Source organism: Emticicia sp. CRIBPO (genome assembly GCF_009905725.1).
In the GTDB taxonomy this organism is placed as follows: domain Bacteria; phylum Bacteroidota; class Bacteroidia; order Cytophagales; family Spirosomataceae; genus Leadbetterella.
The window spans coordinates 621,636-645,724 of sequence record NZ_JAAAKV010000002.1 but is presented as its reverse complement, the minus strand read 5'-3'; the positions used below and the strand labels follow the sequence as shown (position 1 = coordinate 645,724).

Genomic DNA, 24,089 nt, shown 5'->3' with positions numbered 1-24,089 from the left:
GCGGGAGAACACAGAAAGGAAAATGAAGAAACGGGTTTGGTTTTTCGTATTCTCCATTTTCGTCTGATTCCGATTTGGGTTTATCGGAGCAGGCGTTTTCAGGTAACTTCTCAGCATCCAGTCAATTCCGCCTGCTCAGTTTCCGTTCTCCCTTTATTCGCTCTTTAAGCTCCTCACCGGGTTCATCAAAGCTGCCTTTATGGCCTGATAACTCACCGTTAATAAGGCAATCAATAGGGAAATAAAACCGGATCCGGCAAATACCCACCATTGGATGTCAATTTTGTACGCAAAGTTTTGCAGCCAGCTGTTCATAAGAAACACAGCAGACGGGATAGCTATCACTGACGAAATCAACACCAATTTTATAAAGTCTTTGTTCAGCAAAAAGAATATCGAACCCAGGCTGGCCCCCAGTATTTTCCTGATACCAATCTCTTTTACCCTTTGCTGGGCCGTGAAGGCCGCCAGACCGAACAGGCCAAGACAAGCCAGTAAAACGGAGACAATGGCAAAAGTCAGGGACAAGACACCTTGTTTTTGTTCGGACTCATACTGACGGGCAAAATTCTGATTCAGGAAATTTATGTCTATCGGACTGAGTTTGTCAAATTCACGGAAGGTTTTTTCAATATGAACCAATGCCTCTTTGGCTTTCGCTGAATTTATTTTAATATAGAGATTATCATACTGCATAGCTTCTTCCCGCATCACCATGACCATCGGCTCTACTTTATGTTGCAGGGAATAAGTGTGGAAATCTTTAAAAACACCGATGATCTGTCTTTCCGCTACAACCCCTTCATTATTAATTTTGACCTGGATTCTTTTGCCCAGCGGATTTGAAAAACCGAGCTCTTTCATCAAAGTTTCGTTGATAAGTGCGGCATCGGTGACTTCAGTCGGTTTGTTCTCCGAAAAATTACTCCCTAGTTTCATTTTTATGTCCATCGTTGGGACGAACGAAGGATTAACAGTCAGTTCCTGTACTATTTTGCCGTTCGTAGCCATCGATCCATCAGCTTTTTCGAAATTGTAGGAAGACTGTCCCAGGTTATTATTGCCGATAGGGTTGCCTGCCGCCGCCACATCTTCTATCAGCGGGCTTTTCATCAGCTGGTCTTTCAGGGATGCAATCTTTGAACGTAAACTCCTGTCGTCAATATGGACTGTTACCACCTGTTCCCTGTTAAATCCAAGGTCTTTCTTCTCCGAGAATTGCAATTGCTCGTAAATAATCCACGCTCCGGCAATGAGAATGATGGTGGCTGCAAATTGAAATACTACCAGTGATTTTCTGAAAATGATGCTTTGGTTCAAACTTCCTGTCAGGCCTTTTAATGCCAGGATGGTTTTAAAACGGGAAAGAAACAAGGCCGGATAACTGCCACTCATAAACCCGATGACCAGGCTGAAAAGGGCTAATACAGAAACAGATTTGAAAAAACCGATGCTGCTCAATGTTAAAGATTTATCTGCCAGCTGGTTGAAAAACGGAAGCAAAAGGCTTATTAAAAGGGATGCAATAAAGGAAGCAATGATGCTGAAGGTGACGGCCTCAACCATAAACAGGCCGATCAGACTGCCTTGGGTGGAGCCAACAGCCTTGCGTACGCCCACTTCACGGATCCGCATGCCTGCTCTGGCGGTGGCCAGGTTCATGTAATTGATCATGGCGATAACCAGGATCAGACCCGCCAGTGCCATGAACAGATAAACGCGGTTAATGGAGTTATTGGCACTTATTTCATATTGTAAATTGGAATGCAGGTGAATGTCACGCAGAGGTTGCAGCTCCATTTTGTATGATACCACCGGCATTTCTTTCAGGATGGTTTTTTGTGCAAACTGCGGTAACTTGGCCTCCAGCCTGTTTTTATCTACCCCGTTGTCAAGAAGTAAGTAGGTATAAAGATTAGAATCCTGCCAGCCGCCCGTGAAGCCCTCAGGCAATGAACGCAGGCCTTCAAACTGCAGATGTGAGTTGCCTGGGATGTCTTCAATGACCCCGGTCACTTTGTTAAGTACTGTTTTATCAAAATCTATGGTTTGATTTAAGGCTTGTTGTGCTGTACCAAATATCTTTTTCGCCAGTGATTCGGTGATAACGATCGTATTGGGTTCTGAAAGGGCAGTTTTCGGATTACCCGCTATAAAAGGGAAGGTAAATACATCAAAGGCATTTTTGTCAGCGAAAAAGATATTTCCCGCTTTAATGGTTTTGTTTTCGAAAGTGATGACTCCACCGCCCTCCGGTACAATTCTGACCGCCTCTTTTATCTCAGGAAATTCGGTCTTAAGTGCCGGAGCAAACGCCGCTGAAGTGACGGCATGGTGAGCTTCGCCTTCCGTCCATTCTGCATGATGGACCAACCTCACGATATCATCCGCTTTTTTATGATGATTCTCAAAGCTCAGTTCGTCATAAACATAGAGTGAGATAAGAGAAAATACGGTGATTCCCACGGCTAAGCCACCGATATTGATGAAAGAATAAACCTTGTTTTTAAGTAAATTCCTCCAGGCGATTTTAAGATAATTGAGTATCATAACTGGTTGTAAGCTATCAGCATCAGACTTTTAGCTTGTTTAAGGTTTAAGATTTATTGCTGCAAGTTGGGTGGGAATGTTTTTAACAGGTATGCTTTTTCACTTTCTGAAATTACACAAAATATGCCAATTTTGTAAGTGGTTCATTGTGAGTGTTTTATGTATTTTGGCCGCTATTTTTTTGTTCGGAAATGGACAATGAAGCTCCGTTTCCGGACAGCGTTAATGATGAATGATTCAGTGATGGAATGGACAATGATAGAATGCCTCAATGATAGAATAATCGAGTGCTTCGGTGATAGAATGGAGTGAAGGAATGATAGATTTCCTGCAACTTTTAGAGCTAAAAGCTTTCAGAGGACAGCTTAACCTCACTTATCTTCCGCATTTTGTCTTCTCAATCGCTCACTTCATCCTTTTTTATTTAGATTAATTAAAAATAATATCCTAATTATTTGGAAAAATTCTAAATAAGACTTTGCTTTGTAACGGAAATAAAGAAATGACGATGAAAAATCCTCAATTGATCAAGATTATAGCTCAGTTCTCCATCTATCTTGAGGAGAATAACCTTAGGAAAACTACCGAAAGGATCATGATTCTGGAGGAGATATACTCAAGGAATGACCATTTTGACGCTGAGGAACTCTATATGGATTTCCAGAACAGGAATCAACTGATCAGCCGGGCTACTATATATAATACTCTGGACCTGTTGAGCGACAGCGGATTTATCAGAAGAAACCAGTTCGGAACCAACAAGACACGTTACGAAAAGGCAAGCAACTTCAGACAGCATGATCACCTGATCTGTCTTGATTGTAACAAAATAAGTGAATTCTGCGACCCCAGATTACAGCAGATTCAGCAAACGGTAAGCAGCATCATGGAATTTGAGATTCAGTCCCATGATTTATTGCTCTTCGGCAAGTGCCGGAAAGAGAACTGCGAGAATAAAAAAATTAAACAGAACTGACACAAAGCCAAAGTGCTTTATCCGGTGTCTCCGGTTTTATTATTGGTAATTACTAAAAAAATGAACTTAAAAAGGCTAAATATCGGATTTATCCTGCTGGTATTGCTGTGCTCTTTTCATGAGAATTTTGCACAATCCGAACCGGCTTCCATACTTGGAAAAGTACTTCTTGATCAGCAGGTCCCTGCTGCTTCTGCGTCAGTTAAATTAAAGGAATTGAGCAAGAATACCATTGCCGATGAGCATGGTAACTTCAGGTTCAGGAATATTCCCTCAGGTATCTACACTCTCGAAATTTCAATGGTCGGTTTTGAAACTTATACCTTAAAAGCAAGGGCTAAAAGTGACCCGGAAACGGTTTTAGTTCAGCTAAAGACATCGCAGAAAAGCCTGGATGAGGTGGTAGTTACCGGGCAATATGAACCACAATCTTTAAAGAAATCAGTGTTCCAGGTCAGGACCATTAACCAGCAGAGGATTCAGCAAAGAGGGGCTACCAATATGTTGGGGCTGCTGAATAATGAGCTGGGGATCAGGTTTACGAACGATAATACTTTAGGCACGACAGACATCCAGCTGATGGGGATGACGGGCCGTAACGTAAAGATTTTGCTTGACGGTGTGCCGATGGTGGACCGGGGAGATACGAGGGAAAGTCTTAACCAGATCGACATCAACGCTATCGAAAGAATTGAGATCGTAGAAGGGCCTATGTCAGTCAATTACGGTTCTGATGCCCTGGCGGGCGTGATCAATATCATCACTAAAAAACCGGAAATACAGCAGTTCAGGATTAATCTTAAACTGCAGGAAGAAACCGTAGGAAAAGAATACAGCCTGACTGAGGAAGGTGTGCACAACAGGAACTTAGGTTTAGCCTACCAGAGGAAAGGCTGGTCGGTGGAAGCTTCGGGTACTCAGAATAACTTCGGAGGCTGGCAGGGTTATTCTACCACAAGGGTAAAAGACTGGCTGCCTAAAGATCAGCTGCTTGGAACCATCAGACTTGGATACACCCGTAAGGATTTTAACATCTGGTACAGGAATAATGCCCTTGGTGAGACCATCCTGAGTGAAGGTCTTGTCAACACAAATACACAGAAAGCCCGTGATCAGAAGTACATCACGAGGAGAATGATGCACCAGGCACAGTCTGAATGGAAAATCAATGACCGTTTTCAGTGGACGACCGTAGCCACCATTACCAATTACACCCGCAGAACGCAGACTTCAATTCTGGACCTTGCCACAGGGAGCAGAACCTTGTCGCTGGGTCAGGGAGAACAGGATGTCGCTGACCTGGATGCCCAGATGATCAGAAGTACCTTACATTACAAAATATCAGATGCTGTTTCATTACAGCCGGGGATTGATTTTAACAGGGAGCAGGCCGGCGGACAAAGAATTCTGGGCAATCCGGTTATTTCCGACCTGGCTTTGTTTGTTTCTTCTTCTGTCAATGCCGGTAAAAGACTTTCGCTTCGCCCGGGACTGAGGTTCATCAGAAACTCTGTTTACGATGCCCCTCCGGCGATTCCTTCGATCAACACCAAGTTGATTATCACTCCCGCACTCGATTTGAGACTGGCGTATGCCCGTGGATTCAGGTCTCCGGCTTTGAGAGAACTTTACTTTAATTTCTTTGATGCCAGCCACTCTATTAAAGGCAATCCGAACCTGAAGGCTGAGTATTCGAATAGCTTTAATGGTTACCTGGTTTGGACGGCTAAAGAGCCGAAGGGTCTTGCCAAAGTTACCCTGGGGTCATTCTATAACCAGTTCAATGATCTGATCAGCTACGGTATCGACCCTTCAGACCCGAGTGTTAGCATGACGGTCAACATTGATAAGTTTAAAACTACCGGGGGAACGCTGGAGGCTCAGTTACACTTTAAAAACCTGGAATCAACCATCGGATACTCTCATATAGGAAGGTATAATTCGTTTACCGATAACCAGGATTATGCTGACAAAAACCTGGCTACTTTCCTGTGGTCTCCGGAAGTAAATGCGAACGTTTCCTATACCATCCCAAAAGTTAACCTGACAGCTGGCTTGTTTTACAAGTTTACCGGCAAAAGACCTGGCTACCTTATGGATGGAACGGACCTTAAGCTGACCGAAATCTCGGCTTTCAGCTGGGCTGATTTCACTTTGCTGAAAACTTTCAAGGCTTTCAATGTGAATGCCGGGGTTAAAAATATATTCAATATCACAAGAATCAACAATACTGCAACAAGCGGAAGCGGTGCTCATAGCACAGGTGGCCCGGTGGCTACCAGTTACGGACGCTCGTATTTCTTAGGTTTAAATTATTCTTTCAGTTCAAAACAAAAAAATAAATAACGATGAAACATCTTTTTAAAGTAAGTCTGGTTTTTCTTTTTACTGCACTCTTCTCTGCTTGTGAAGAAAAAGATCCTCCGCTACCGGATAACCTTTTACAATTTGAATCTGCCGAGCAAGGCCTGGAATCTTCACAAAAAGAATTGACTGTTAAATTGAAGTTATCAAGAGCCGTGGATGTGGCTACCAAAGTAGTGATCAAGCCGACTTTTGATGGTGTGACTTACGGTACTGAAGTGACTACAACACCCGAAGTGGCTTCTGACCTTATCACATTAACCATTCCTGCGGCTTCTGCTGAAGGATCGTTCAAATTGACGAGAAAAGACGGGGTGTTTCTTAAAGGTACAGAGTCGGTGACTTTTGCAGTGCAGTCTGTGGATTCTCCGGTGTTGGTCGGAACAGTGCCAAGCCTGAAAGTTAAGTTCTCAACCATCGTTTCGGAAGGAACCACTATTCAGCTGAATGGCGGGACCGGCGGAGCGAATGCATTGAACGCGGTGTATGTTGATTTGAGTAACAACGCCCAGACTGCAGCTGTTCGCGGAAGCTGGGACTTCGGATTCTCTACAGGTTCTGATTTCAATGTCATTCTGAACAACTTCATTGCCACCACGGCCATCGCCACTACAAAATCTGATATCAATACCGTTACTGCTGCAGATACTCTAGGAAAAGGACTGGTACTGAACTTTGGTGCAGGTCAGCTGGCTTTGGTAGATGATATCGACGGTGACCTTACTAAAACTGTCATCAAGCCCGTTTCTGCTACCGATGCTGACAACAAAGTTTACATCGTAAGAAGAGGAACAGGCGGAGGCCTAGCAGCCAAAGACCTGGTCAAAGTGAGGGTATTAAGAAACGGAAGCAATTATACTTTACAATATGCTAAATTGTCAGAAACTACCTTTAAGACCGCTACAATAACCAAAGTGCCTGCCAACAACTTTACTTTCTTCTCAGTAGAAACAGAGAAAACGGTAGATGTTGAACCGGCCAAAACTTCGTGGGATTTTGTCTGGGGAGGCTCTATTAACAAGACGTCAAACGGAGCTGAATTGATCCCTTATTATTTCTCAGACCTTGTTTTTACCAATATCTACGGTGGCACGCAGGTAGCTGAAGTATTGACTTCTGCAGTGACTTACGACAACTACGCTGAATCTAACATTGCGACAACCGTTTTTGCCGGCGGTGTGGCAGGCAAGTTTGTGATCGGCTCCAACTGGAGAATCACAAGCGGTACACCGATTGGTGTGAAAACAGACAGATTCTATGTAATCAAGGATTCTGCCGGGAACATCTACAAAGTGAAATTCGTGAACTTCCATAGCTCTGACGGAGGAGAACGTGGTAAACCGACCATCACTTATAAACTTGTAAAAAAAGGATAACGAATATAAAGCCCTGAAAGAGTTGCCGGGGTCAGAGGGTTCCGGCTTCTTCAGGCACTAGATCCGCACAATTTTCTTAAATCAGCAGACCATGAACAAAAACGAAAGACCTATAAATTTAGCGACCAGCAAAAACGGGCAGGTGGCTGTTTGCCGCGGATGCAAAGAATGCATTTCTTTTGAGTTTGGGCCTATTTTCCAGCTTTTCAGTTATGATGATTTCAGTGTGCTGGAAAGAAACATCAGTGCGACTTCGCCTGAGGAGTATTTTAAAAGGTGCCCGTTTTACTCTAAAATTATTGTCAATACCAGTGTGCCAAACCTCTATTTCACCTTTACAGAAAAAGAGTTCGGCGAGTTGCAGGTCTTGCTGAGTGCGGCTATGGCCAAGTACCAGATACTGGAAATGTCACAACGTAATTTAAATTAAGACTAAATAAATTTTATAAAACTAATTATTATATTTGATTCCCGAAGGGATGAAATGATTCTGAAAATGAAAAAAATACTTTTTGTTCTATTGTTGATAACCTCAGTTCAGACGATCGGAAAGGCTCAGGGCCAGCGTGTCGTGTCGTTAAGCGGTGCTGTTTCTGAAATTATGGTGGAACTGGGTCTGGAAAGCCTGATGGTTGGCACAGACATTACTTCGAATTATCCGGCATCGGTCAATAAATTACCTAAAGTAGGACACAACCGCAATATCGGGGCAGAAGCTACCCTTTCATTAAGACCGACCATGGTGGTCGGCACAAAAGATGAAAAAGGACAGTCGTTTCTGAAGCCTGAAATTGAAGAACAATTTAAGTCATCGGGTATCAAAGTGGTTACTTTTACCCAGGTATATTCCGTTGAAGGCACTAAAAAACTGATCAACGACGTCGCCACTTTATTTGGAAGAAAGGCCCAGGCGGCGAAAATGATCAAAAAACTGGATACCCAGATCGCCAGGGTCAAAAAATTGCCTAAAGCCCCTAAGGTACTTTTCATTTATGCGAGAGGGCTCGGGACCATGAGTGTAGCCGGGAAAGGGACCCAGGCTAAAAGCGTGATAGAACTGGCCGGAGGTAAAAACGCAACGAATGATTTTGATGGTTTTAAACCGCTCACTGCCGAAGCTCTGATTGCAGCCAATCCTGATTATATATTGCTTTTTGACAGCGGACTGGAAAGCCTGGGAGGGGTTGACGGCCTTTTGAAAGTGCCTGGTGTGGCTCAGACCAATGCCGGTAAAAACAGGAAAATAATAGAAATGGACGGCGTTTTACTTTTGGGATTTACGCCGAGACTGGGTGATGCAGTAATTCAATTGAACGAAAAAATTAAATAATCTATAGTTTCCGATGAGTGTATTAACCATCAGCAATATTCAGACAAGAGGCTACACATGGTCAAAGAAAGCACTGGTTTTGTCGGTGCTGAGTTTGGGTTTGGTGATAGTGTCCATGTGGGCTGTCGGTGTGGGAGCTGTAAAAATCTCTTTCAGCGAAGTCTGGAATATTTTACTAAGTCAGATAGGTTTTGAGAGAGGAGCTGTGGAAGAGCAAAAAGAGACCATCATGATGGTTATCAGGCTTCCGAGGGTTTTAATGAGTATGCTGGTAGGGGCTGTGCTGGGTGTTACCGGGGCTTCTATGCAGGGACTCTTCAGAAATCCGCTGGCAGACCCTACTCTTATTGGTATTTCTTCCGGTGCAACCCTCTTTGCCGTATTTATGGTTGTACTGGAAATCAATTTTATCAAAGAATTTAACCTGCTGGCGGGAATGTACAGCCTTTCGTTTGCGGCATTTCTCGGAGCCCTTATTACTACGGTGCTGGTATTCCAGATCTCGAAAGTAGAAGGCAAAGCTGTGGTCACGACGATGCTGCTGGCAGGAATTGCTATTAACGCCCTTTCAATGGCTACTACAGGTCTGATGACTTATATGGCCAATGATGCCCAGATCAGGACGATACAATTCTGGAATTTAGGCAGTATAGGAGGAGCGAGCTGGGAAGCCCTGAAAGTGGCAGGCCCTGTTTGTCTGATCCCCATTCTTCTGGTTCCGGGGTTAGGGAAAGCCCTTAATGCTTTTGCCCTGGGCGAAAGCCAGGCAGGACACCTGGGCATTAATCCGCAGAGACTTAAAAACCAGGTGATCATTCTGACGACGCTGGGCGTGGGAGTATCAGTGGCCCTGTGTGGAACGATAGGATTTGTAGGTCTGATCATCCCGCATATCATCAGGCTGTTTGCCGGTGCAGATCACAGGCTGGTGTTGCCTGCTTCTGCGTTGCTGGGAGCTATTGTGCTTACCCTGGCCGATTTGGTGTCGAGAACCATTGTGGCTCCCGCTGAATTGCCCATCGGAATTGTCACAGCTATGGTAGGGACCCCGTTCTTTATCTGGCTTTTAATTAAAAACCGTAAAAACGAATTGTGATGCTGGAAGTTCGAAACGTAGGTTACCAGATTGGCAGGAAGACCCTTCTCAGGGAGATCTCTTTTGATGCCGGGGCAGGAGAATTTATAGCCATCATCGGGGCAAATGGTGCAGGAAAGTCTACTTTTCTGAAAACACTCAGTAATGAAAACAAGCCCAGTGAGGGGACTATAAAATTCAACAACAAGCCGTTAAAGAGTTATTCTTCAAAAGAACTTTCGAAGTCAAGGGCTGTATTGGCCCAGCAAAATAACCTGTCTTTTAATTTCAATGTGTCAGACCTTGTCATGATGGGCCGTTATCCGCATTTTCAGGGAAGGCCTACTGTACAGGACCACGAAGTAGTGGAATATGCCATTGAAAAAACAGGAATAGGTCACCTGGTCAACAGGATTTATATGACCCTGTCAGGTGGGGAACAGCAAAGGGTTCATCTTGCTAAAATCATGTGCCAGTTGCTGGAACATGATGAGGTGGTGAATGACAAAAAAGCCATTTCCAAACCTAAGTATCTGTTACTGGACGAACCTACCAGTAGTCTTGATTTATATTATCAGCATCAGTTGCTGGAATTAACAGCCAGTCTTACCAAAAGAGGTTTTTGTGTCGTGGCTATTTTGCACGACCTCAATATGGCCATTCAGTATGCAGACAAAGTACTTTTATTAAAAGACGGTGCTGCCCTCGGATTTGGCCATCCTCTGGAAGTACTGAGTCCGGTCAATATTCTTGAAGCATTTAACATATCAATGGACCTTGTGCATCCGGCAGGAGCAGAGTGTCCTTTTTTAATTCATTGTAAAGAACCAATATCAAAACCATCAGTTTCATGGAAGCAACACTTGTCAGTTTAAAGGAACGCTACGAGCAGTTCAAAATAGAGAACCCGAAAGTAAGAATAAGGGATGCCGCTCAACAGCTGGGATCGTCAGAAGCAGGATTGCTGGCTACAAGTATTGGTGATACCGTCACCAAGCTTTCCGGCGATTTTAAGGAATTACTAAAAGAAGTGCCGAAATTAGGCTACGTAATGGCCCTGACCCGTAATGACAGTTGCGTGCATGAGCGTAAAGGAGAATACAAAGCAGTTTCATTCAACGGTCATGTAGGTCTGGTATTGGGTGAAGACATCGACCTGCGTCTGTTTATGATGCACTGGAAATACGGATTTGCGGTAAATGATAAAAACAAAAGCCTTCAGTTTTTCGGAGCAGACGGCGAGGCGGTTCATAAAATTTTCCTGCAGGAATCAAGCAACGAAGAAGCTTATCATGAAATCGTGAACCAGTTTAAAGACGAACTCCAGGACACTGAAATCGTAACCGAAGCTGTGGCTAAACTTCCGGAAGAACTTCCTGATAACGAAATTGACGTTGAAAACTTCAGAGCCGAATGGCTTGGCTTGCAGGATACGCACGATTTCTTCCCTTTGCTTCGTAAGTTTAACGTAGCCAGAGAGCAATCGTTGAGACTGGCTCCTGAAGGATATGCTTACAAAATATCTGTAGAGCAGGTTAAGAAGGCTTTTCAACAGGCATCTGACACCCAACTGCCCATTATGGTATTTGTTTCAAGCAGAGGATGTATCCAGATCCATACCGGAGAAGTAAATAAACTGGTTGAAATGGGACCATGGTACAATGTACTGGATCCTAAATTCAACCTGCATCTTCGTGAAGATCATATTGCGAACGCGTGGGTGGTTAAAAAACCAACGGCTGACGGCATCGTAACCAGCATTGAGTTATTTGATGAGAAGAAACAACAGATAGCTCTCATCTTCGGAAAACGGAAGCCAGGTGCTCCGGAACTGGAAGGGTGGAGAGAAATTGTTGGAAATTTGTAATGTATATTCAGATTGAGACGTAATGTTGTTACGTCTCAATTTTTTTTTTGTAAAAAAGACAAGCTTTTACGCGTTGTAAACAAAAAACAGAATTTATGCCCGAATTAATTTCTATCGTTGCAGAATTACCCGCCATTGACTTTCCGGCGACCAAAACATTCTGCCGTGATGTTCTCGGCGGAGAGCTCCTGGCCGAATACCCCGATTTTCTGATTTATAAAATAAACGGGATAGAGCTGCATTACTGGCTTTGCGATAACAAAAACCTGCCTGAAGCCTCGAGTATTTACCTCAGGGTCAGGGATATTGATGGTTTTTATGAAAAATATAAAAACAGCGGGCATGTGGTTTTGTCGCTGGAAACCAGGCCCTGGGGCATCAAAGAGTTTTATCTTCAGGATTCCAACGGGATTTTATATAAGTTCGGAGAAGATATCAGCTAGTTTATTCAGAAATTATTTTTTGAAAACCTTTTGTGGCATAGGTTTTCAGAACACCATTTTCTTCATAAATCGAGTAAAAATCAATATTCAGCTTCTGAGCCATTTTCCTGGCCTTATCCAGGCCAACGACCAGCAGAGCTTTGGCAAAGGCATCTGCAGAGATGCAGTCCTTTGTTAGTACGGTAATGCTCAATACTGAATGACTCACCGGCTCACCGGTAAACGGATCGATGGAATGAGAATACTTTTTGCCGTCCCTGACAAAGAATTTCCGGTAGCTTCCTGAGGTTCCGAGTGACTGACCGTTCAGGCTCACCACGATCTGCATATCGGCTTCTTCGTCTTCTGCCTTTTCGGGCTTCTCAATGCCGACCCTCCAGTTTTTTTTCTCAGCGTTGGTGCCCTGTGCTCTTACTTCGCCTCCTATCTCAACCAGGTAGTTTTTGATATTTTTTGAATTCATAAACTCAGCCATCACATCCACGGTATATCCCTGGGCAATGGCATTGAAATCAATCTGCATTTCAGGTTTTGCCTTGATGATCTTCTGATCCTTTCTTTTGATTTTTTGATAGCCGACAAAGTTTTTCAGACTGTCAATCTGTGCTTTGTCCGGATGCGGCAGGCCTTTTTTTGCACCGAATCCCCAGGCTTTCACCAGCGGGCCTACTGTGATGTCAAAGTACCCTCCACTCAGTTTTGAAATTTCCATCCCACGGTCAAAAACCCTGATAAAATGTGGGTCTAGGGTGTTATAAGGGCGATTTTCATTGATTTTTGTAATCAGTGAATTTTTATCCCAAAGCGACATGGACCTGTCAATAAACTTGAATAAACTGTCGATTTCAGCGGTGAAATCTCTTCTTTCAATATCGCCGTAAGTAATGCTGAAAGTAGTGCCCTGTGCTGTGCCCTGGAGGCTTTTGAAAACCGGTTCTTTTTGTGAAAAGGCCTGAAAAGAAATTAGCAAACAAAGAATAAAAAAATGTCTCATTGGTTTTTGAATAGATGCTTTTTCAGATGATGATACGGAATTTGGTGCCTTTTCCCAATGTGCTTTCCTTGACAAATAACTGGCCGTCATGATAGGTTTCAATGATCCTTTTGGCGAGGGTGAGGCCCAGTCCCCAACCCCTGTTTTTGGTCGTGAATCCGGCTTTGAATATTTTTCTCTGATTCATTTTGCTGATCCCTTTCCCCGTGTCGGAAACATCGATAGTAATTTGTCCACGTGAGGTTGGATTGATCTCTATTTTCAGGTTTCCTTTTCCTGCCATGGCGTCGACCGCATTTTTGCATAGGTTTTCCACTACCCATTCAATAAGGTGCCGGTTGATTTTTTTATAATAGGGCTGATTAAGGTTATTGACAAATTCCCAGTTCACTTTGGTCGAAATCCGTCTTTTAAGATAACCTGTTGTCTGCTCTACGAGTTCTGCCAGGTTTTCATCCTTCATGGCAGGCACAGATCCTATGTTGGAGAACCTTGTCGTGATCGTTTCCAGGCGTTCTATATCTTTGTCCATTTCATCTCCCACACTTTGGTCGAAGTCCGGATTGGCCCTCAGCACTTCCACCCAGGCCATCAGGCCGGAGATCGGCGTGCCCAGCTGGTGGGCAGTTTCCTTGGCAAGTCCGACCCAAACCCGGTTTTGCTCAGCTTTTCTCGAAGAAGAATAGGCAATAAGGGCCAGTGAGCCAAAAATCAGGAATGTACCGAGCAACAGGTACGGAAAATACCGCAGCTGCTTCACAATGATGGAGTTGCTGTAATATACATATCCCGTCTGGTCGCCCGTACCGAACTGGATCGGGGCGTGTTCTTCGGACATGGCCGCGATGGTCAGGTAAAGAAATTTTTCTTTTTCTCCGGATCTCCATTTACGGGTAGAGTCATCCAGTTCCGGAATGTTTTTATGGGAACTCGGTTGCCCGGCAATCACAAGAATCGTAGGGACGGTTTCATTGGCATCCAGTACTTCCTGGACGAAGGTATAATCGCAGGTGCTGTTGATCCCTTCTTCAATAATGAAACGGATACTTTCCGCATAAAGGGTCGCATATTTCTCTTCTCTTTCTTCAAGGGCTTCTCCTAATTGTTTAAAATAATACAATACACCGGCCCCAAAAAGCATTAATACTGCAATGAGAATGATGCGGTTAATGGACAGCTGTTCATAGATATTAAAGAAAACTTTGTTTTTATTCATCATTTTCGTTCAGATTTCAATCAATAGAAGTGTAACTGATTAATATATAGGGAAATACGTATAATTTATAAGATTTGATTTTCTATTTAGAAGCTTTCTAAATTCAAAAAAACTGTCAAATGTCATAACAAATATATAGCTCTATGGGTGTATTTTTGCATAAATTTTTAAAAGCGGGAAATGGAAGGTAGTTTTAGGGTACTGTCAATATCACATGTGAATGCTCCGTTGGCGATCAGAGAGCTGATAGCTTTAAACGAAGAAGAAACCAAATCATTTTATCTTAAACTAAAAGACGTTTTTGATATTTCGGAAGCTTTAGTGTTGTCTACGTGCAACCGTACGGAAATATATTATAAGTCTGAGGAAACCGAACCGGGTAAGATCATTAGTTTGCTGGCTGCTCACAAGGGCATTCCTGCCAAAGAAGTATTGTCTTATTTTGATGTCATCGGTGAAGAGCTTGCTGCGATCAATTATTTGTTTGAAGTATCATTGGGTCTTCACTCGCAGGTGATCGGCGACCTTCAGATTCCGAACCAGATCAAACATGCTTACCAGTGGTCTGCTGATATGCAGATGGCCGGACCGTTTTTGCACAGGGTAATGCACACCATATTTTTTGCCAATAAGAGAATAGTACAGGAGACAGGTTTCAGAGACGGAGCGGCTTCTACTTCTTACGCGGCAGTTGAGCTGATGGAAGGATTTCTTCCGTTGATCAATTCTCCTAAAATCCTGGTTTTAGGTCTTGGAGAAATCGGGGAAGATGTTTGCAGGACATTGGCCAGCAAAGGTTATAACAACATTACGATTTCGAACAGAACCCTGAGCAAAGCTGAAAAACTGGCAGGTGAATTCGGATTTGAAGTTTTGAATTTTTCTGACTTTGAAGATAAACTATCTGACTTTGACATTGTTATTTCTTCAGTAAGATCTGACAATCCGGTGATCACTATTCAGAACCTGAGTGCCAGAAAACGCAAGTCGATTACTTATTTACTTGACTTGTCGGTGCCGAGAAGCATCCAGACAGATGTGGAGGAACTTTCAGGAGTGGTGGTGTATGATCTGGATGAAATTCAGAAAAGAGCCAATCAGGCGGTAGAAAAAAGAAAAGCGGCTATTCCTGCTGTTAAAGCGATTGTGGCGGAGTTGGTAGCTGAACTGGAAGACTGGTCTAAGGAAATGATCGTTTCGCCGACCATTCAGAAATTGAAAAATGCTTTGGAAGTAATCAGGAAAGAGGAGCTTTCAAGACATGTCAAGTCATTGAACGAAGAAGAAATTCAGAAGATAGATAAAATTACAAGCAGCATGATGCAGAAAATCATCAAGCTTCCGGTGCTTCAATTGAAAGCAGCGTGTAAAAGAGGAGAAGCCGAAACTTTGATAGATGTTTTGAACGACCTCTTTAATCTCGAAAAAGATACAGTGACCCATTGAGGGGAAAACAAGAAAGGCGACCAGCGGTCGCCTTTCTTGTTTATGGGTAAACCGCCACCAATTCAATTTCAATAAATTTATCCGTCGCCACCAGCCCTGCAATTCCGATCGTCGATCTTATCGGCTTAACCGGGTTTTCTTTCGTCCCGAAGAATTGAAGGTAAGCTTCGTTCCAGCCTTTGTAATCATGTTTTCCGGTAATCATGTCCGGAGCCACATAAACCCTCAGCATCAGGACATCCTTAAAAGTCAGCCCCTTTGTTTTAAGCGTTTTTTGCAGATTGTTCAGAATATTCAGGGCTTGTGTTTTGGTATCCCCGAATCTCGCCATTGTTCCCACAGCGGCCGAACTGTCTGCTACCCCCGCTACAATGCCGCTTGTCCACAACATTTTCTTACCTTCAGGAATCACTGCCCCTGAAGAAATAATAGAAGTGGGAGAACCATAAAACTCAACGGCCTGCCCGAGGCAATTCACGGCAGAAAACAGGAAAACAATAAAGGTTAGTTTTTTCATTTCTTTGGCTATTTTGTATAATATTAATAATAAATGATATAAAATTTGTATTTTAAAAATATAATTTTACTGATATAAACTTAGTCAATAGAATATTTGGAAACAAGGGTTTTCTTCATTAGCTTGAATGACAATCATCTTAGACCAAAGAAAATTATGAACCGCAGAGATTTTTTTCAAAAAGCCGGTTTGGGCAGCCTGGCTTTGAGTACCGGTTTGGCCGGCTCCTGTGTTAACCAATCGCCCGGCACCTACGCAGATAAAAACTTTCACATCAACAAAGGCTATCACCAGATTCCAAAGCTCCGGCTCTCTATGGACAGGATTGTGAAGGAAACGGTGGGGCTTAGACCCTTTCGGCCGTCCGGCCCCAGGATCGAAACAGAACAACTGGGAAGCAAAACCATCGTTCACAACTACGGACATGGCGGCAGTGGCTGGTCTTTGTCGTGGGGCACCGGAAATATGGCCAGGGAAATGGTATTAGCCACTAAAGAAAAGAAAGTAGCCCTGCTGGGATGTGGCACAGTGGGTATTGCAACGGCCATCCTGCTGCAGGAACGTGGCTGTGAGGTCACGATTTATACCAAAGACGTACCGCCTAACATTACTTCCAACCTGGCTACAGGAACATGGTCGCCGGCTTCAAGGGTATGTGATCCGAAAGTCGCTAAACCGGAGTTCCAGGCTCAATGGGAAGCTGCCACCCGTTTTTCCTTCAGAAGATTTCAGTTCCTGCTGGGTATGAACGACATCGCCGCCTGGGTGGAGGAGTACGGGGTTTATAACGAAGACCCTAAATCGGTGCCCAGAAGTAATAACGGTGGAGAGGTGTATCACCTGGACGGGTTGATTCCCGGCAGCGTGCGGTTATCTTCTAAAGAACATCCTTTCAAAGCGGAGTATGTCAGCCGGAGGTCCAATATGATTTTCAACATCCCGACATATCTCCGTCATCATCTTAATGACTTCGTGATGTTTGGTGGCAAAGTGAAGATTCACGAAATCAAAAAACTGGAAGACATTGACGCTTTGCCCGAAAGAGTTGTGGTCAACTGCATGGGTCTGGGAGCCAAGCCTGTATTTAACGACGAAGAACTGACGCCGGTGTCCGGTCAGCTGTCATGTCTCATCCCTCAATCGGATGTGCAGTACAAGCTTTCTACTAAGGGAGCCAACTTTGTCTCAAGAAAAGACGGCATTTACCTGGGCAGTAATGGTATTGTGGGTAACTGGGATACAACCCCGAGTAAAGAACAGACAGAAAAAGTAGTGAGCATACTGCAGAAAGTAATGGAAGATATGAAAGGATAATGTACTTAATGCTTGTCGCAGCATTCTTTTTTCGGTACAGGGTCATAGCCGTGTCCTCCCCAGGGGTGGCAGCGGCCTATCCTTTTCAGACCCATCCAGCCTCCTTTGATCACACCCCATTCTTTGATGCTGTCAATCATGTATTGAGAGCAGGTAGGGGTGTAGCGGCAGGCATTCGGCAGGTAGGGGGAAATACCGTATTGATAGAGCCTAACCAGCCCGATCAGCAGAAATGAGAATATTTTATTGATCTGTGCCATTTGATATTCAGGCCTCGGTTTCCTCTTTGGCCAGGCAGCTTCTCAGCAATTCTTCAAAGCCCTCAGGTTTAAGTAATTTACCGATAAAGACAATCCGGCTGGTCCTTTCCTCCTCTTCTTTCCACGGAGCCCCGCCGCTGATAGAAAGACTTTGCCCGACAGACTGGACGATCAGCCTGTGATTTACACCTTTCGCATTGATAATCCCTTTTATCCTGTAAACACCTTTGGCCTGGAAAACAAGAAAGGCCATGAGTCTGTAATGCAATTCTTTGTCATCAAACGCCTCACTGAATCTGAAACTCAGGGAAACAATATCACCGTGCTGATGATGGTCATGGTGGTGCACATGCTCTTCGTCATGAGGCAGGTCACAATCGTCATGATGGTGTCCGTGGCTACATGTTTTCTGCTTGCCTGATTTAAAGTCTCCGTCTCTTTCCATATCAAATATCCGGTTGACAGGAAGATCTTGCTGAGAACCCGTCAGGATTTTGGCGAAAGGATTGAGTGTTTTAAGTATTGATTCAAGTTTCAGGACGTAGTCCGGCGAAACCATATCCGTTTTGTTGATGAGGATGATGTCGCTGAAGGCAATCTGTTTGATGGCTTCTTCCGTTTCATCCAGCTGGTCTTCTATCAGTTGAGCATCTACCAGGCAAATCACTCTTTTTACCGGGAAGGCCTCTTTGATTTCAGGATATGTGTAAAAAGGAGACGCAACTCCTGCCGGATCGGCGATGCCGGTGGTTTCGATGATCAGTTCATCAAAGCTTTCTTCGCGTTCATGAAGCTCGTTAAGGATATCAAAAAGATTGTCGTTCAGGGTACAGCAAAGGCAGCCATTGTTCATTTCAATGATGTCATCTTCGGCTTTGATCACTAATTCGCCGTCAATGCCCTCTTCTCCGAACTCGTTCTCAATAATGGCGAAACGGGTCTTTTTTCTGGCCGACATGGCGGCATTAAGGAAAGTTGTTTTTCCGGCACCTAAAAATCCGGTAAGTATCGTAACTGGTCTTGACATAGTTTTCTGAATACAATTCTTTAATAGAAACACATATTCTGCAAAATAAATCCTGAAACGGGAAATAACCAGTAATTATAATTTATTAAATGCAACATTGTTGCATTTAATAAATTTATTTGTATCTTCATGTTTTGATTGATCTTAAAATAAGTTTTAGGCGTACTTAAAAATAATTTAATGTGATATATGTATTGATAACTCAAAATTTTAGATTACATTTGAATTAAATTTAGATTAATCTAAAAATTATTTAAGAAAATGCTAAAATGAAATACTTTATATTCTTTATCAGTGTGTTAGTTGGAGTGCCTGCCTTGGCACAATTTGAGATTTCGGGGAAGGTACTTCAGAAAGACACCAAAGAAGCGATGATCGGGGCTACAGTTTTTGTTGTAGAATTAAAGAGAGGTGTCACCGCCGACCTGGAAGGGGCATATAAAATTACGGGTATTCCCAGGGGCAATTATACACTACAGGTTTCGACGGTATCTATGAAAACCAACAGGCAAAAAATTTCGGTGTCTGCCAGTCAGACCCTGGATTTCGAAATGGAAAATGATGCCCTGATGATCGAAGAGGTGGTAGTGACGGGCACGATGAAAGAAATGAGTAAGCTGGATAGCCCTGTTCCGGTGGACATCCTCACGCCCAAATTCCTGATGAAAAACCCTACGCCGAGTATTTTCGATGCTTTGCAAAATGTGAATGGCGTAAGGCCCCAGCTCAATTGTAACATCTGCAGCACCGGTGATATCCACATCAACGGACTGGAAGGGCCTTACACCATGGTCCTGATTGATGGAATGCCCATTGTATCCTCCCTGTCTACCGTTTACGGTCTTTCGGGTATCCCTAACAGCCTTATTGAAAGGGTGGAAGTGGTGAAAGGTCCGGCATCAACCCTTTATGGGTCAGAAGCAGTAGGCGGGCTGATCAATATTATCACCAAAAATCCTGAAAAAGCACCCTTGGTTTCTGCTGATGTGTTTTCAACTTCCTGGAAAGAGCTGAGTGCGGATATCGGCATAAGATTTAACACTTCAGGAGCAAGTGCTTTAGCCGGGATAAATTACTATGGTTTCAACACACCTACAGATAAAAACGGGGACGGATTTACGGACCTGACCATCCAGAAAAGGATATCTTTATTCAATAAATGGAATTTTAAAAGAAACCTGGGGCGTCAGGCGAGTATTGCCGCCCGGTTGTTCTATGAAGACCGCTGGGGCGGGGAGATGAGCTGGACTACCAAAAACAGGGGGAAAGATGATCTGTACGGAGAAAGTATTTATACCAAGCGTTTTGAACTGATCGGGTCTTACCAGTTGCCGGTTAAAGACAAGGTGGTGTTTCAGTATTCCTATAATTACCACGACCAGAATTCGTACTACGGAACCACGCCTTACATGGCCCATCAACAGGTGGCCTTCGGTCAGTTTATTTATGACAAGACTTTCGGTAAACACAGCATCCTGGCAGGTACACCTTTCAGATTTACGCTGTATGATGACAATACTCCCGCTACCGCAGAAGATGACGGGTTGAAGAACAAGCCGGATAAAATTGCCTTGCCGGGTATGTTCGTCCAGGACGAATGGGAAATCAACCGTCATCACAAAATTCTGACAGGATTGCGATACGATTACAATTCGGTACATGGAAGCATATTTACGCCAAGATTTTCCTACAAACTCGCTTCCGATCAAAACCTGGATGTGGTGAGGCTCAATATAGGCAGGGGATACAGGGTGGTCAATTTGTTTACGGAAGACCATGCTGCCCTGACGGGCTCTAGAAAAGTTGAGATCACAGAATCTTTAAAGCCCGAACAAAGCTGGAACGCCAACCTGAATTATGTCAGGAAACTGATTTTGAACAAAGGTTTCATCGGCATTGATGCCACGGCTTTTTATACCCATTTTACCAACCAGATATTGCCCGACTATACTTCTGACCCGAATAAGATCATTTACAGCAACCTGAACGGATACGCCGTTTCGAAAGGAATAAGTCTTAACCTTGACTTTATGTTTGACTCAGGATTGAAAATCCTCACCGGGGCTACATTAATGGATGTCTCAAAGGTAGAAAACGGGGTGAAGTCAAGGCAGTTGCTGACGGAGAGAATTACAGGAACCTGGACGGTTTCTTATGATATTCCACGCACCGGTCTGAGTCTGGATTATACCGGAAACCTTTCCGGGCCTATGTTGCTTCCGTTGCTGAGTGAGGATGATCCGCGTCCGGAATATTCGCCGACCTGGTCGGTGCAGAATATTCAGCTGACCAAGAAATTCAAAACAGGCCTGGAGATTTACGGGGGGGTGAAAAACCTGCTTAATTTTTCTCCTGCCAACAATATCCCTTTCCTGATCGCCAGGGCCAATGACCCCTTTGACAAAAACGTGAAATTTGATGCACAGGGTCAGGTCATGGCCACCGTTGACAACCCGTATCGCCTCACATTTGATCCTTCATACGTGTACGCTTCGCAGCAAGGCATCAGGGGATTTCTGGGTCTGAGATACAGTCTAAAATAGAATGAGTTTAAATATGAGGGTTTTTGGGCCTTGAAAAGCACCGTAGTAGCCCTTAGTCTGTGTAATTTGGAATTAAACCCTTAGATTTGGATATCATTACCAGTTTAATTCTATTATTATGTACAACGTTATCCTTTCATTACATCATTACATTGCGTTTGCGGCGGTATTTTTTCTTGCCTTTGCAACGATCAATGGAATTATAGGGTCTAATTCGGGCAAAGTGTTTGAAGACTTTCACCGCAAGATTAATGTCTTTGCGTTGATCTCCACCCACACGATGTTTTTGTTGGGTGTTATTCTACTTATTGTTTCGCCTCTGGCTGAAACTGCTTTTGCAGACATGGCTCTGACCATGAAAAATGCAGTATTGCGTAAAGCAGTGATAGAACACCCTACTACGAATATCATTGCAGTGGTTCTGGCTACTATCGGCAATGCAAAATCTAAAAAAGCCATCGGAAACGGGAAGAGATTCAAAGTAACCATGATTTTCTTTGGTCTGGCTCTGATCCTCATCCTGAGCAGAATGCCCTGGGAAAAACTATTCTGATGAGCGTATCTTTATGACATTTACGGGATGAAAATGGAATGTAATTTTCATCCCGTTTGTTATTTTTAAAGATCATGGTTTATCATCAATATGGAAAATTCTGTCATTTTATTTGACGGTGTGTGTAATCTCTGCAACGGTTTTGTGGGATTTATCATCGAACGCGACCATCAGAAAGTTTTCAGATTTTCTTCGCTTCAGTCTGAATTCGGCCAGGCTACCCTGAAAGCCCACCATTTGCCCTCAGACGAATTTTATTCAGTCATTTTATTACTGAACGGACAGGTGTTCCAGAAATCGGATGCCGTTCTCGGAATTGCCCGCCGGTTGCCCGGATACAAGTGGCTCACTGTTTTTAAGATTTTACCCCGTTTTTTCAGAGATTTTATATACGAGCTGGTTGCCCGCAACAGGTACAGGCTTTTCGGACGCCAGGATTCGTGCATGTTGCCGAGCAAAGAATTGCTCGGGCGATTTTTGTAGGGCCGTACCTCGAGGCACGCGGTTACAATGGGGGCTCCGTGCCTAAAGGGCACGGAGTTGCGAAATTGATCCTTTTTTTTGAACTTGCATCATCAATCAATAAACTACTTCTTAGTCATGCATAATGCTTTTTTTAATACACCGGAACCCATCAATGAAACGGTCTTGTCATACGCCCCCGGCACACCCGAAAGAGAATCTTTACAGGAAGCTTTAGCAAAAGCAAGGGCTCAGCAGGTAGAAATTCCTATGTACATCGGGGACCAGATCGTTCACACAGATACCAAAATCAGGCTTGCTCCGCCTCATGACCATCAACACACCCTGGGTTATGCGTTTGAAGGAAATTCAACACACGTGGAGGCTGCCATTGAGGCTGCCTTGGAAGCCAGAGGTGACTGGGCTTCTATGCCGTGGGAACACAGAGCCAGCGTGTTTTTAAAAGCGGCAGATCTGCTGGCTGGTCCTTACCGTGCCAAGATCAATGCCGCTACGATGCTGGGGCAGTCGAAAAATGCTTATCAGGCGGAAATTGATGCCGCTTGTGAGCTGATAGATTTTTTAAGATTCAACGTTGCTTTTTTACAGGAAATATATTCTGAACAACCTGAGTCGTCCAAGGGGATGTGGAACAGGTTGGAGTATCGTCCGCTGGAAGGATTCGTGTTTGCCCTGACGCCTTTTAATTTTACGGCCATTGCCGGTAACCTTCCGGCCAGTGCCGCTTTGATGGGGAATGTAGTAGTATGGAAACCTGCTTATACCCAGATTTATTCAGCTCATGTGATCATGGAAGTTTTCCGTGAGGCAGGTTTACCTGATGGTGTCATTAATTTGATTTATGTTGATGGCCCAGTAGCCGGCGATGTAATTTTTAAACATCCTGATTTTGCCGGAATCCACTTCACAGGTAGCACGGCCGTGTTCCAGACCATCTGGAAAACCATCGGGGAGAACATCAGTAAATATAAAGCTTACCCGAGAATCGTCGGGGAGACAGGCGGTAAAGACTTTGTGCTGGCCCACAGGTCTGCGAATGCAAAGGCTTTGGCCACCGGTCTGGTAAGGGGGGCATTTGAATACCAGGGACAGAAATGTTCTGCGGCTTCGCGGGCATATGTACCTTCCAATCTTTGGGAGGAGGTAAAGGGCTATATCGTTGAAGACCTTAAAAGTATCAAAATGGGGCCGACTGAAGACTTTTCTAATTTTGTCAATGCGGTTATCGATGAAAAGGCATTTGATAAGATTTCCGCATTTATCACAGAGGCCAAACAAAGTGAAGGTGTAACGGTAGTGGCCGGAGGTAATTTTGATAAAAGCAAAGGTTACTTTATCGAGCCGACAGTTTTACAGGTGGAAGATCCGAAATACAGAACCATGTGCGAGGAAATATTCGGGCCTGTACTGACGATTTATGTGTATGAAGAAAATGAATTTGAGGAAATCATCGAAGTAGTCAATACGACGTCACCGTATGCCTTAACCGGGGCTATTTTTGCACAGGACAGGTATGCCGTTGAACTGGCTACCAGGAAACTGGTTGACGCAGCAGGAAATTTCTATATCAACGATAAACCAACCGGAGCGGTGGTAGGCCAGCAGCCTTTTGGCGGAGCCAGGGCTTCCGGAACCAACGATAAAGCAGGTTCGAAACTGAATTTGCTGAGATGGGTCAATGCCCGGACCATCAAAGAGACTTTTGTTTCACCAACGGATTACAGATATCCGTTTCTTGGATAAAAATAAAGGGCT

General features: G+C 43.9%; 21 protein-coding genes. 15 read left to right on the top strand and 6 right to left on the bottom strand.

Features of this window, described 5'->3' with window-relative positions; genetic code table 11:
• Positions 1–153: 153 nt before the first annotated feature.
• Positions 154–2,550, bottom strand: coding sequence for an ABC transporter permease (locus GVN16_RS06655; protein ID WP_166563066.1), 2,397 nt, complete (start codon positions 2,548–2,550; stop codon positions 154–156).
• Positions 2,551–3,058: 508 nt separating this feature from the next.
• Between GVN16_RS06655 and GVN16_RS06650 the strand changes: the two genes are divergently transcribed.
• The 9 genes from GVN16_RS06650 (at position 3,059) to GVN16_RS06610 (ending at position 11,981) form a co-directional block, all read left to right on the top strand.
• On the top strand, positions 3,059–3,526 hold the full coding sequence (locus GVN16_RS06650) for a Fur family transcriptional regulator (protein ID WP_229244068.1): 468 nt from the start codon (positions 3,059–3,061) through the stop codon (positions 3,524–3,526).
• A gap of 60 nt (positions 3,527–3,586) precedes the next feature.
• Positions 3,587–5,872 (top strand): TonB-dependent receptor, encoded by a 2,286-nt coding sequence (locus GVN16_RS06645; protein ID WP_166563064.1) that lies wholly within the window; start codon positions 3,587–3,589, stop codon positions 5,870–5,872.
• A gap of 2 nt (positions 5,873–5,874) precedes the next feature.
• On the top strand, positions 5,875–7,266 hold the full coding sequence (locus GVN16_RS06640; protein WP_166563063.1) for an HmuY family protein: 1,392 nt from the start codon (positions 5,875–5,877) through the stop codon (positions 7,264–7,266).
• Between the two features lie 91 nt (positions 7,267–7,357).
• Positions 7,358–7,696 carry a DUF6686 family protein gene (locus GVN16_RS06635; RefSeq protein WP_166563062.1) on the top strand — a complete coding sequence of 113 codons (339 nt, stop codon included), beginning with the start codon at positions 7,358–7,360 and terminating at the stop codon, positions 7,694–7,696.
• Between the two features lie 66 nt (positions 7,697–7,762).
• Complete coding sequence (locus tag GVN16_RS06630; protein WP_229244066.1) at positions 7,763–8,596, top strand: hemin ABC transporter substrate-binding protein; 834 nt, start codon at positions 7,763–7,765, stop codon at positions 8,594–8,596.
• A gap of 13 nt (positions 8,597–8,609) precedes the next feature.
• A complete protein-coding gene (locus tag GVN16_RS06625) occupies positions 8,610–9,692 on the top strand; it encodes an iron ABC transporter permease (RefSeq protein WP_166563060.1) in 1,083 nt (360 codons plus the stop codon).
• The gene (locus GVN16_RS06620) at positions 9,692–10,546 is read left to right on the top strand and encodes a heme ABC transporter ATP-binding protein (protein WP_166563059.1); all 855 of its coding nucleotides are present in this window, start codon (positions 9,692–9,694) and stop codon (positions 10,544–10,546) included. Before GVN16_RS06625 ends, GVN16_RS06620 begins: the two co-directional genes overlap by 1 nt.
• The gene (locus GVN16_RS06615; protein ID WP_166563058.1) at positions 10,522–11,538 is read left to right on the top strand and encodes a hemin-degrading factor; all 1,017 of its coding nucleotides are present in this window, start codon (positions 10,522–10,524) and stop codon (positions 11,536–11,538) included. Before GVN16_RS06620 ends, GVN16_RS06615 begins: the two co-directional genes overlap by 25 nt.
• 95 nt (positions 11,539–11,633) lie before the next feature.
• The gene (locus GVN16_RS06610; protein ID WP_166563057.1) at positions 11,634–11,981 is read left to right on the top strand and encodes a VOC family protein; all 348 of its coding nucleotides are present in this window, start codon (positions 11,634–11,636) and stop codon (positions 11,979–11,981) included.
• A gap of 1 nt (position 11,982) precedes the next feature.
• Here GVN16_RS06610 and GVN16_RS06605 read toward each other — a convergent pair whose 3' ends face one another.
• Both GVN16_RS06605 and GVN16_RS06600 read right to left on the bottom strand, forming a co-directional pair.
• Positions 11,983–12,975, bottom strand: coding sequence for an FAD:protein FMN transferase (locus GVN16_RS06605; RefSeq protein ID WP_166563056.1), 993 nt, complete (start codon positions 12,973–12,975; stop codon positions 11,983–11,985).
• 22 nt (positions 12,976–12,997) lie between these two features.
• Positions 12,998–14,194 (bottom strand): HAMP domain-containing sensor histidine kinase, encoded by a 1,197-nt coding sequence (locus GVN16_RS06600; RefSeq protein ID WP_310587416.1) that lies wholly within the window; start codon positions 14,192–14,194, stop codon positions 12,998–13,000.
• 177 nt (positions 14,195–14,371) lie between these two features.
• On the opposite strand from GVN16_RS06600, the gene hemA reads away from it, so the two are divergent.
• Positions 14,372–15,637, top strand: a complete 1,266-nt coding sequence (gene hemA / locus GVN16_RS06595) for a glutamyl-tRNA reductase (protein ID WP_166563055.1) — start codon at positions 14,372–14,374, stop codon at positions 15,635–15,637.
• Positions 15,638–15,677: 40 nt separating this feature from the next.
• On the opposite strand, the gene GVN16_RS06590 is transcribed toward hemA, so the two are convergent.
• Positions 15,678–16,154 (bottom strand): Rid family hydrolase, encoded by a 477-nt coding sequence (locus tag GVN16_RS06590; RefSeq protein WP_166563054.1) that lies wholly within the window; start codon positions 16,152–16,154, stop codon positions 15,678–15,680.
• 156 nt (positions 16,155–16,310) lie between these two features.
• On the opposite strand from GVN16_RS06590, the gene GVN16_RS06585 reads away from it, so the two are divergent.
• Positions 16,311–17,468 carry an FAD-dependent oxidoreductase gene (locus GVN16_RS06585; protein WP_166563053.1) on the top strand — a complete coding sequence of 386 codons (1,158 nt, stop codon included), beginning with the start codon at positions 16,311–16,313 and terminating at the stop codon, positions 17,466–17,468.
• A gap of 5 nt (positions 17,469–17,473) precedes the next feature.
• On the opposite strand, the gene yidD is transcribed toward GVN16_RS06585, so the two are convergent.
• Positions 17,474–17,728, bottom strand: coding sequence for a membrane protein insertion efficiency factor YidD (yidD, locus tag GVN16_RS06580; protein ID WP_166563052.1), 255 nt, complete (start codon positions 17,726–17,728; stop codon positions 17,474–17,476).
• Between the two features lie 7 nt (positions 17,729–17,735).
• Entirely contained in the window at positions 17,736–18,755 is a 1,020-nt protein-coding gene (locus GVN16_RS06575) for a GTP-binding protein (RefSeq protein ID WP_166563051.1), read from the bottom strand.
• Between the two features lie 269 nt (positions 18,756–19,024).
• Between GVN16_RS06575 and GVN16_RS06570 the strand changes: the two genes are divergently transcribed.
• From GVN16_RS06570 to pruA, 4 genes are all read left to right on the top strand, one after another.
• Positions 19,025–21,298 carry a TonB-dependent receptor gene (locus tag GVN16_RS06570; protein ID WP_166563050.1) on the top strand — a complete coding sequence of 758 codons (2,274 nt, stop codon included), beginning with the start codon at positions 19,025–19,027 and terminating at the stop codon, positions 21,296–21,298.
• A 118-nt stretch (positions 21,299–21,416) separates the two neighbouring features.
• Positions 21,417–21,851, top strand: a complete 435-nt coding sequence (locus GVN16_RS06565; protein WP_166563049.1) for a hypothetical protein — start codon at positions 21,417–21,419, stop codon at positions 21,849–21,851.
• Positions 21,852–21,941: 90 nt separating this feature from the next.
• Complete coding sequence (locus GVN16_RS06560) at positions 21,942–22,334, top strand: thiol-disulfide oxidoreductase DCC family protein (protein ID WP_166563048.1); 393 nt, start codon at positions 21,942–21,944, stop codon at positions 22,332–22,334.
• 117 nt (positions 22,335–22,451) lie between these two features.
• A complete protein-coding gene (pruA, locus tag GVN16_RS06555; protein WP_166563047.1) occupies positions 22,452–24,077 on the top strand; it encodes an L-glutamate gamma-semialdehyde dehydrogenase in 1,626 nt (541 codons plus the stop codon).
• The last annotated feature ends 12 nt before the right edge of the window (positions 24,078–24,089 follow it).

Excerpts from the sequence above, each read along its gene's own strand:
- GVN16_RS06565 (WP_166563049.1), top strand. The coding sequence starts at position 21,417 with ATGTACAACGTTATCCTTTCATTACATCATTACATTGCGTTTGCGGCG.
- GVN16_RS06630 (WP_229244066.1), top strand. The coding sequence starts at position 7,763 with ATGAAAAAAATACTTTTTGTTCTATTGTTGATAACCTCAGTTCAGACG.
- GVN16_RS06620 (WP_166563059.1), top strand. The coding sequence starts at position 9,692 with ATGCTGGAAGTTCGAAACGTAGGTTACCAGATTGGCAGGAAGACCCTT.
- GVN16_RS06570 (WP_166563050.1), top strand. The coding sequence starts at position 19,025 with ATGAAATACTTTATATTCTTTATCAGTGTGTTAGTTGGAGTGCCTGCC.
- GVN16_RS06615 (WP_166563058.1), top strand. The coding sequence starts at position 10,522 with ATGGAAGCAACACTTGTCAGTTTAAAGGAACGCTACGAGCAGTTCAAA.
- GVN16_RS06610 (WP_166563057.1), top strand. The coding sequence starts at position 11,634 with ATGCCCGAATTAATTTCTATCGTTGCAGAATTACCCGCCATTGACTTT.
- GVN16_RS06600 (WP_310587416.1), bottom strand. The coding sequence starts at position 14,194 with ATGATGAATAAAAACAAAGTTTTCTTTAATATCTATGAACAGCTGTCC.
- GVN16_RS06585 (WP_166563053.1), top strand. The coding sequence starts at position 16,311 with ATGAACCGCAGAGATTTTTTTCAAAAAGCCGGTTTGGGCAGCCTGGCT.
- yidD (WP_166563052.1), bottom strand. The coding sequence starts at position 17,728 with ATGGCACAGATCAATAAAATATTCTCATTTCTGCTGATCGGGCTGGTT.
- GVN16_RS06645 (WP_166563064.1), top strand. The coding sequence starts at position 3,587 with ATGAACTTAAAAAGGCTAAATATCGGATTTATCCTGCTGGTATTGCTG.
- GVN16_RS06625 (WP_166563060.1), top strand. The coding sequence starts at position 8,610 with ATGAGTGTATTAACCATCAGCAATATTCAGACAAGAGGCTACACATGG.
- GVN16_RS06655 (WP_166563066.1), bottom strand. The coding sequence starts at position 2,550 with ATGATACTCAATTATCTTAAAATCGCCTGGAGGAATTTACTTAAAAAC.
- GVN16_RS06605 (WP_166563056.1), bottom strand. The coding sequence starts at position 12,975 with ATGAGACATTTTTTTATTCTTTGTTTGCTAATTTCTTTTCAGGCCTTT.
- pruA (WP_166563047.1), top strand. The coding sequence starts at position 22,452 with ATGCATAATGCTTTTTTTAATACACCGGAACCCATCAATGAAACGGTC.
- GVN16_RS06640 (WP_166563063.1), top strand. The coding sequence starts at position 5,875 with ATGAAACATCTTTTTAAAGTAAGTCTGGTTTTTCTTTTTACTGCACTC.
- GVN16_RS06590 (WP_166563054.1), bottom strand. The coding sequence starts at position 16,154 with ATGAAAAAACTAACCTTTATTGTTTTCCTGTTTTCTGCCGTGAATTGC.
- GVN16_RS06635 (WP_166563062.1), top strand. The coding sequence starts at position 7,358 with ATGAACAAAAACGAAAGACCTATAAATTTAGCGACCAGCAAAAACGGG.
- GVN16_RS06650 (WP_229244068.1), top strand. The coding sequence starts at position 3,059 with ATGAAAAATCCTCAATTGATCAAGATTATAGCTCAGTTCTCCATCTAT.
- hemA (WP_166563055.1), top strand. The coding sequence starts at position 14,372 with ATGGAAGGTAGTTTTAGGGTACTGTCAATATCACATGTGAATGCTCCG.
- GVN16_RS06560 (WP_166563048.1), top strand. The coding sequence starts at position 21,942 with ATGGAAAATTCTGTCATTTTATTTGACGGTGTGTGTAATCTCTGCAAC.
- GVN16_RS06575 (WP_166563051.1), bottom strand. The coding sequence starts at position 18,755 with ATGTCAAGACCAGTTACGATACTTACCGGATTTTTAGGTGCCGGAAAA.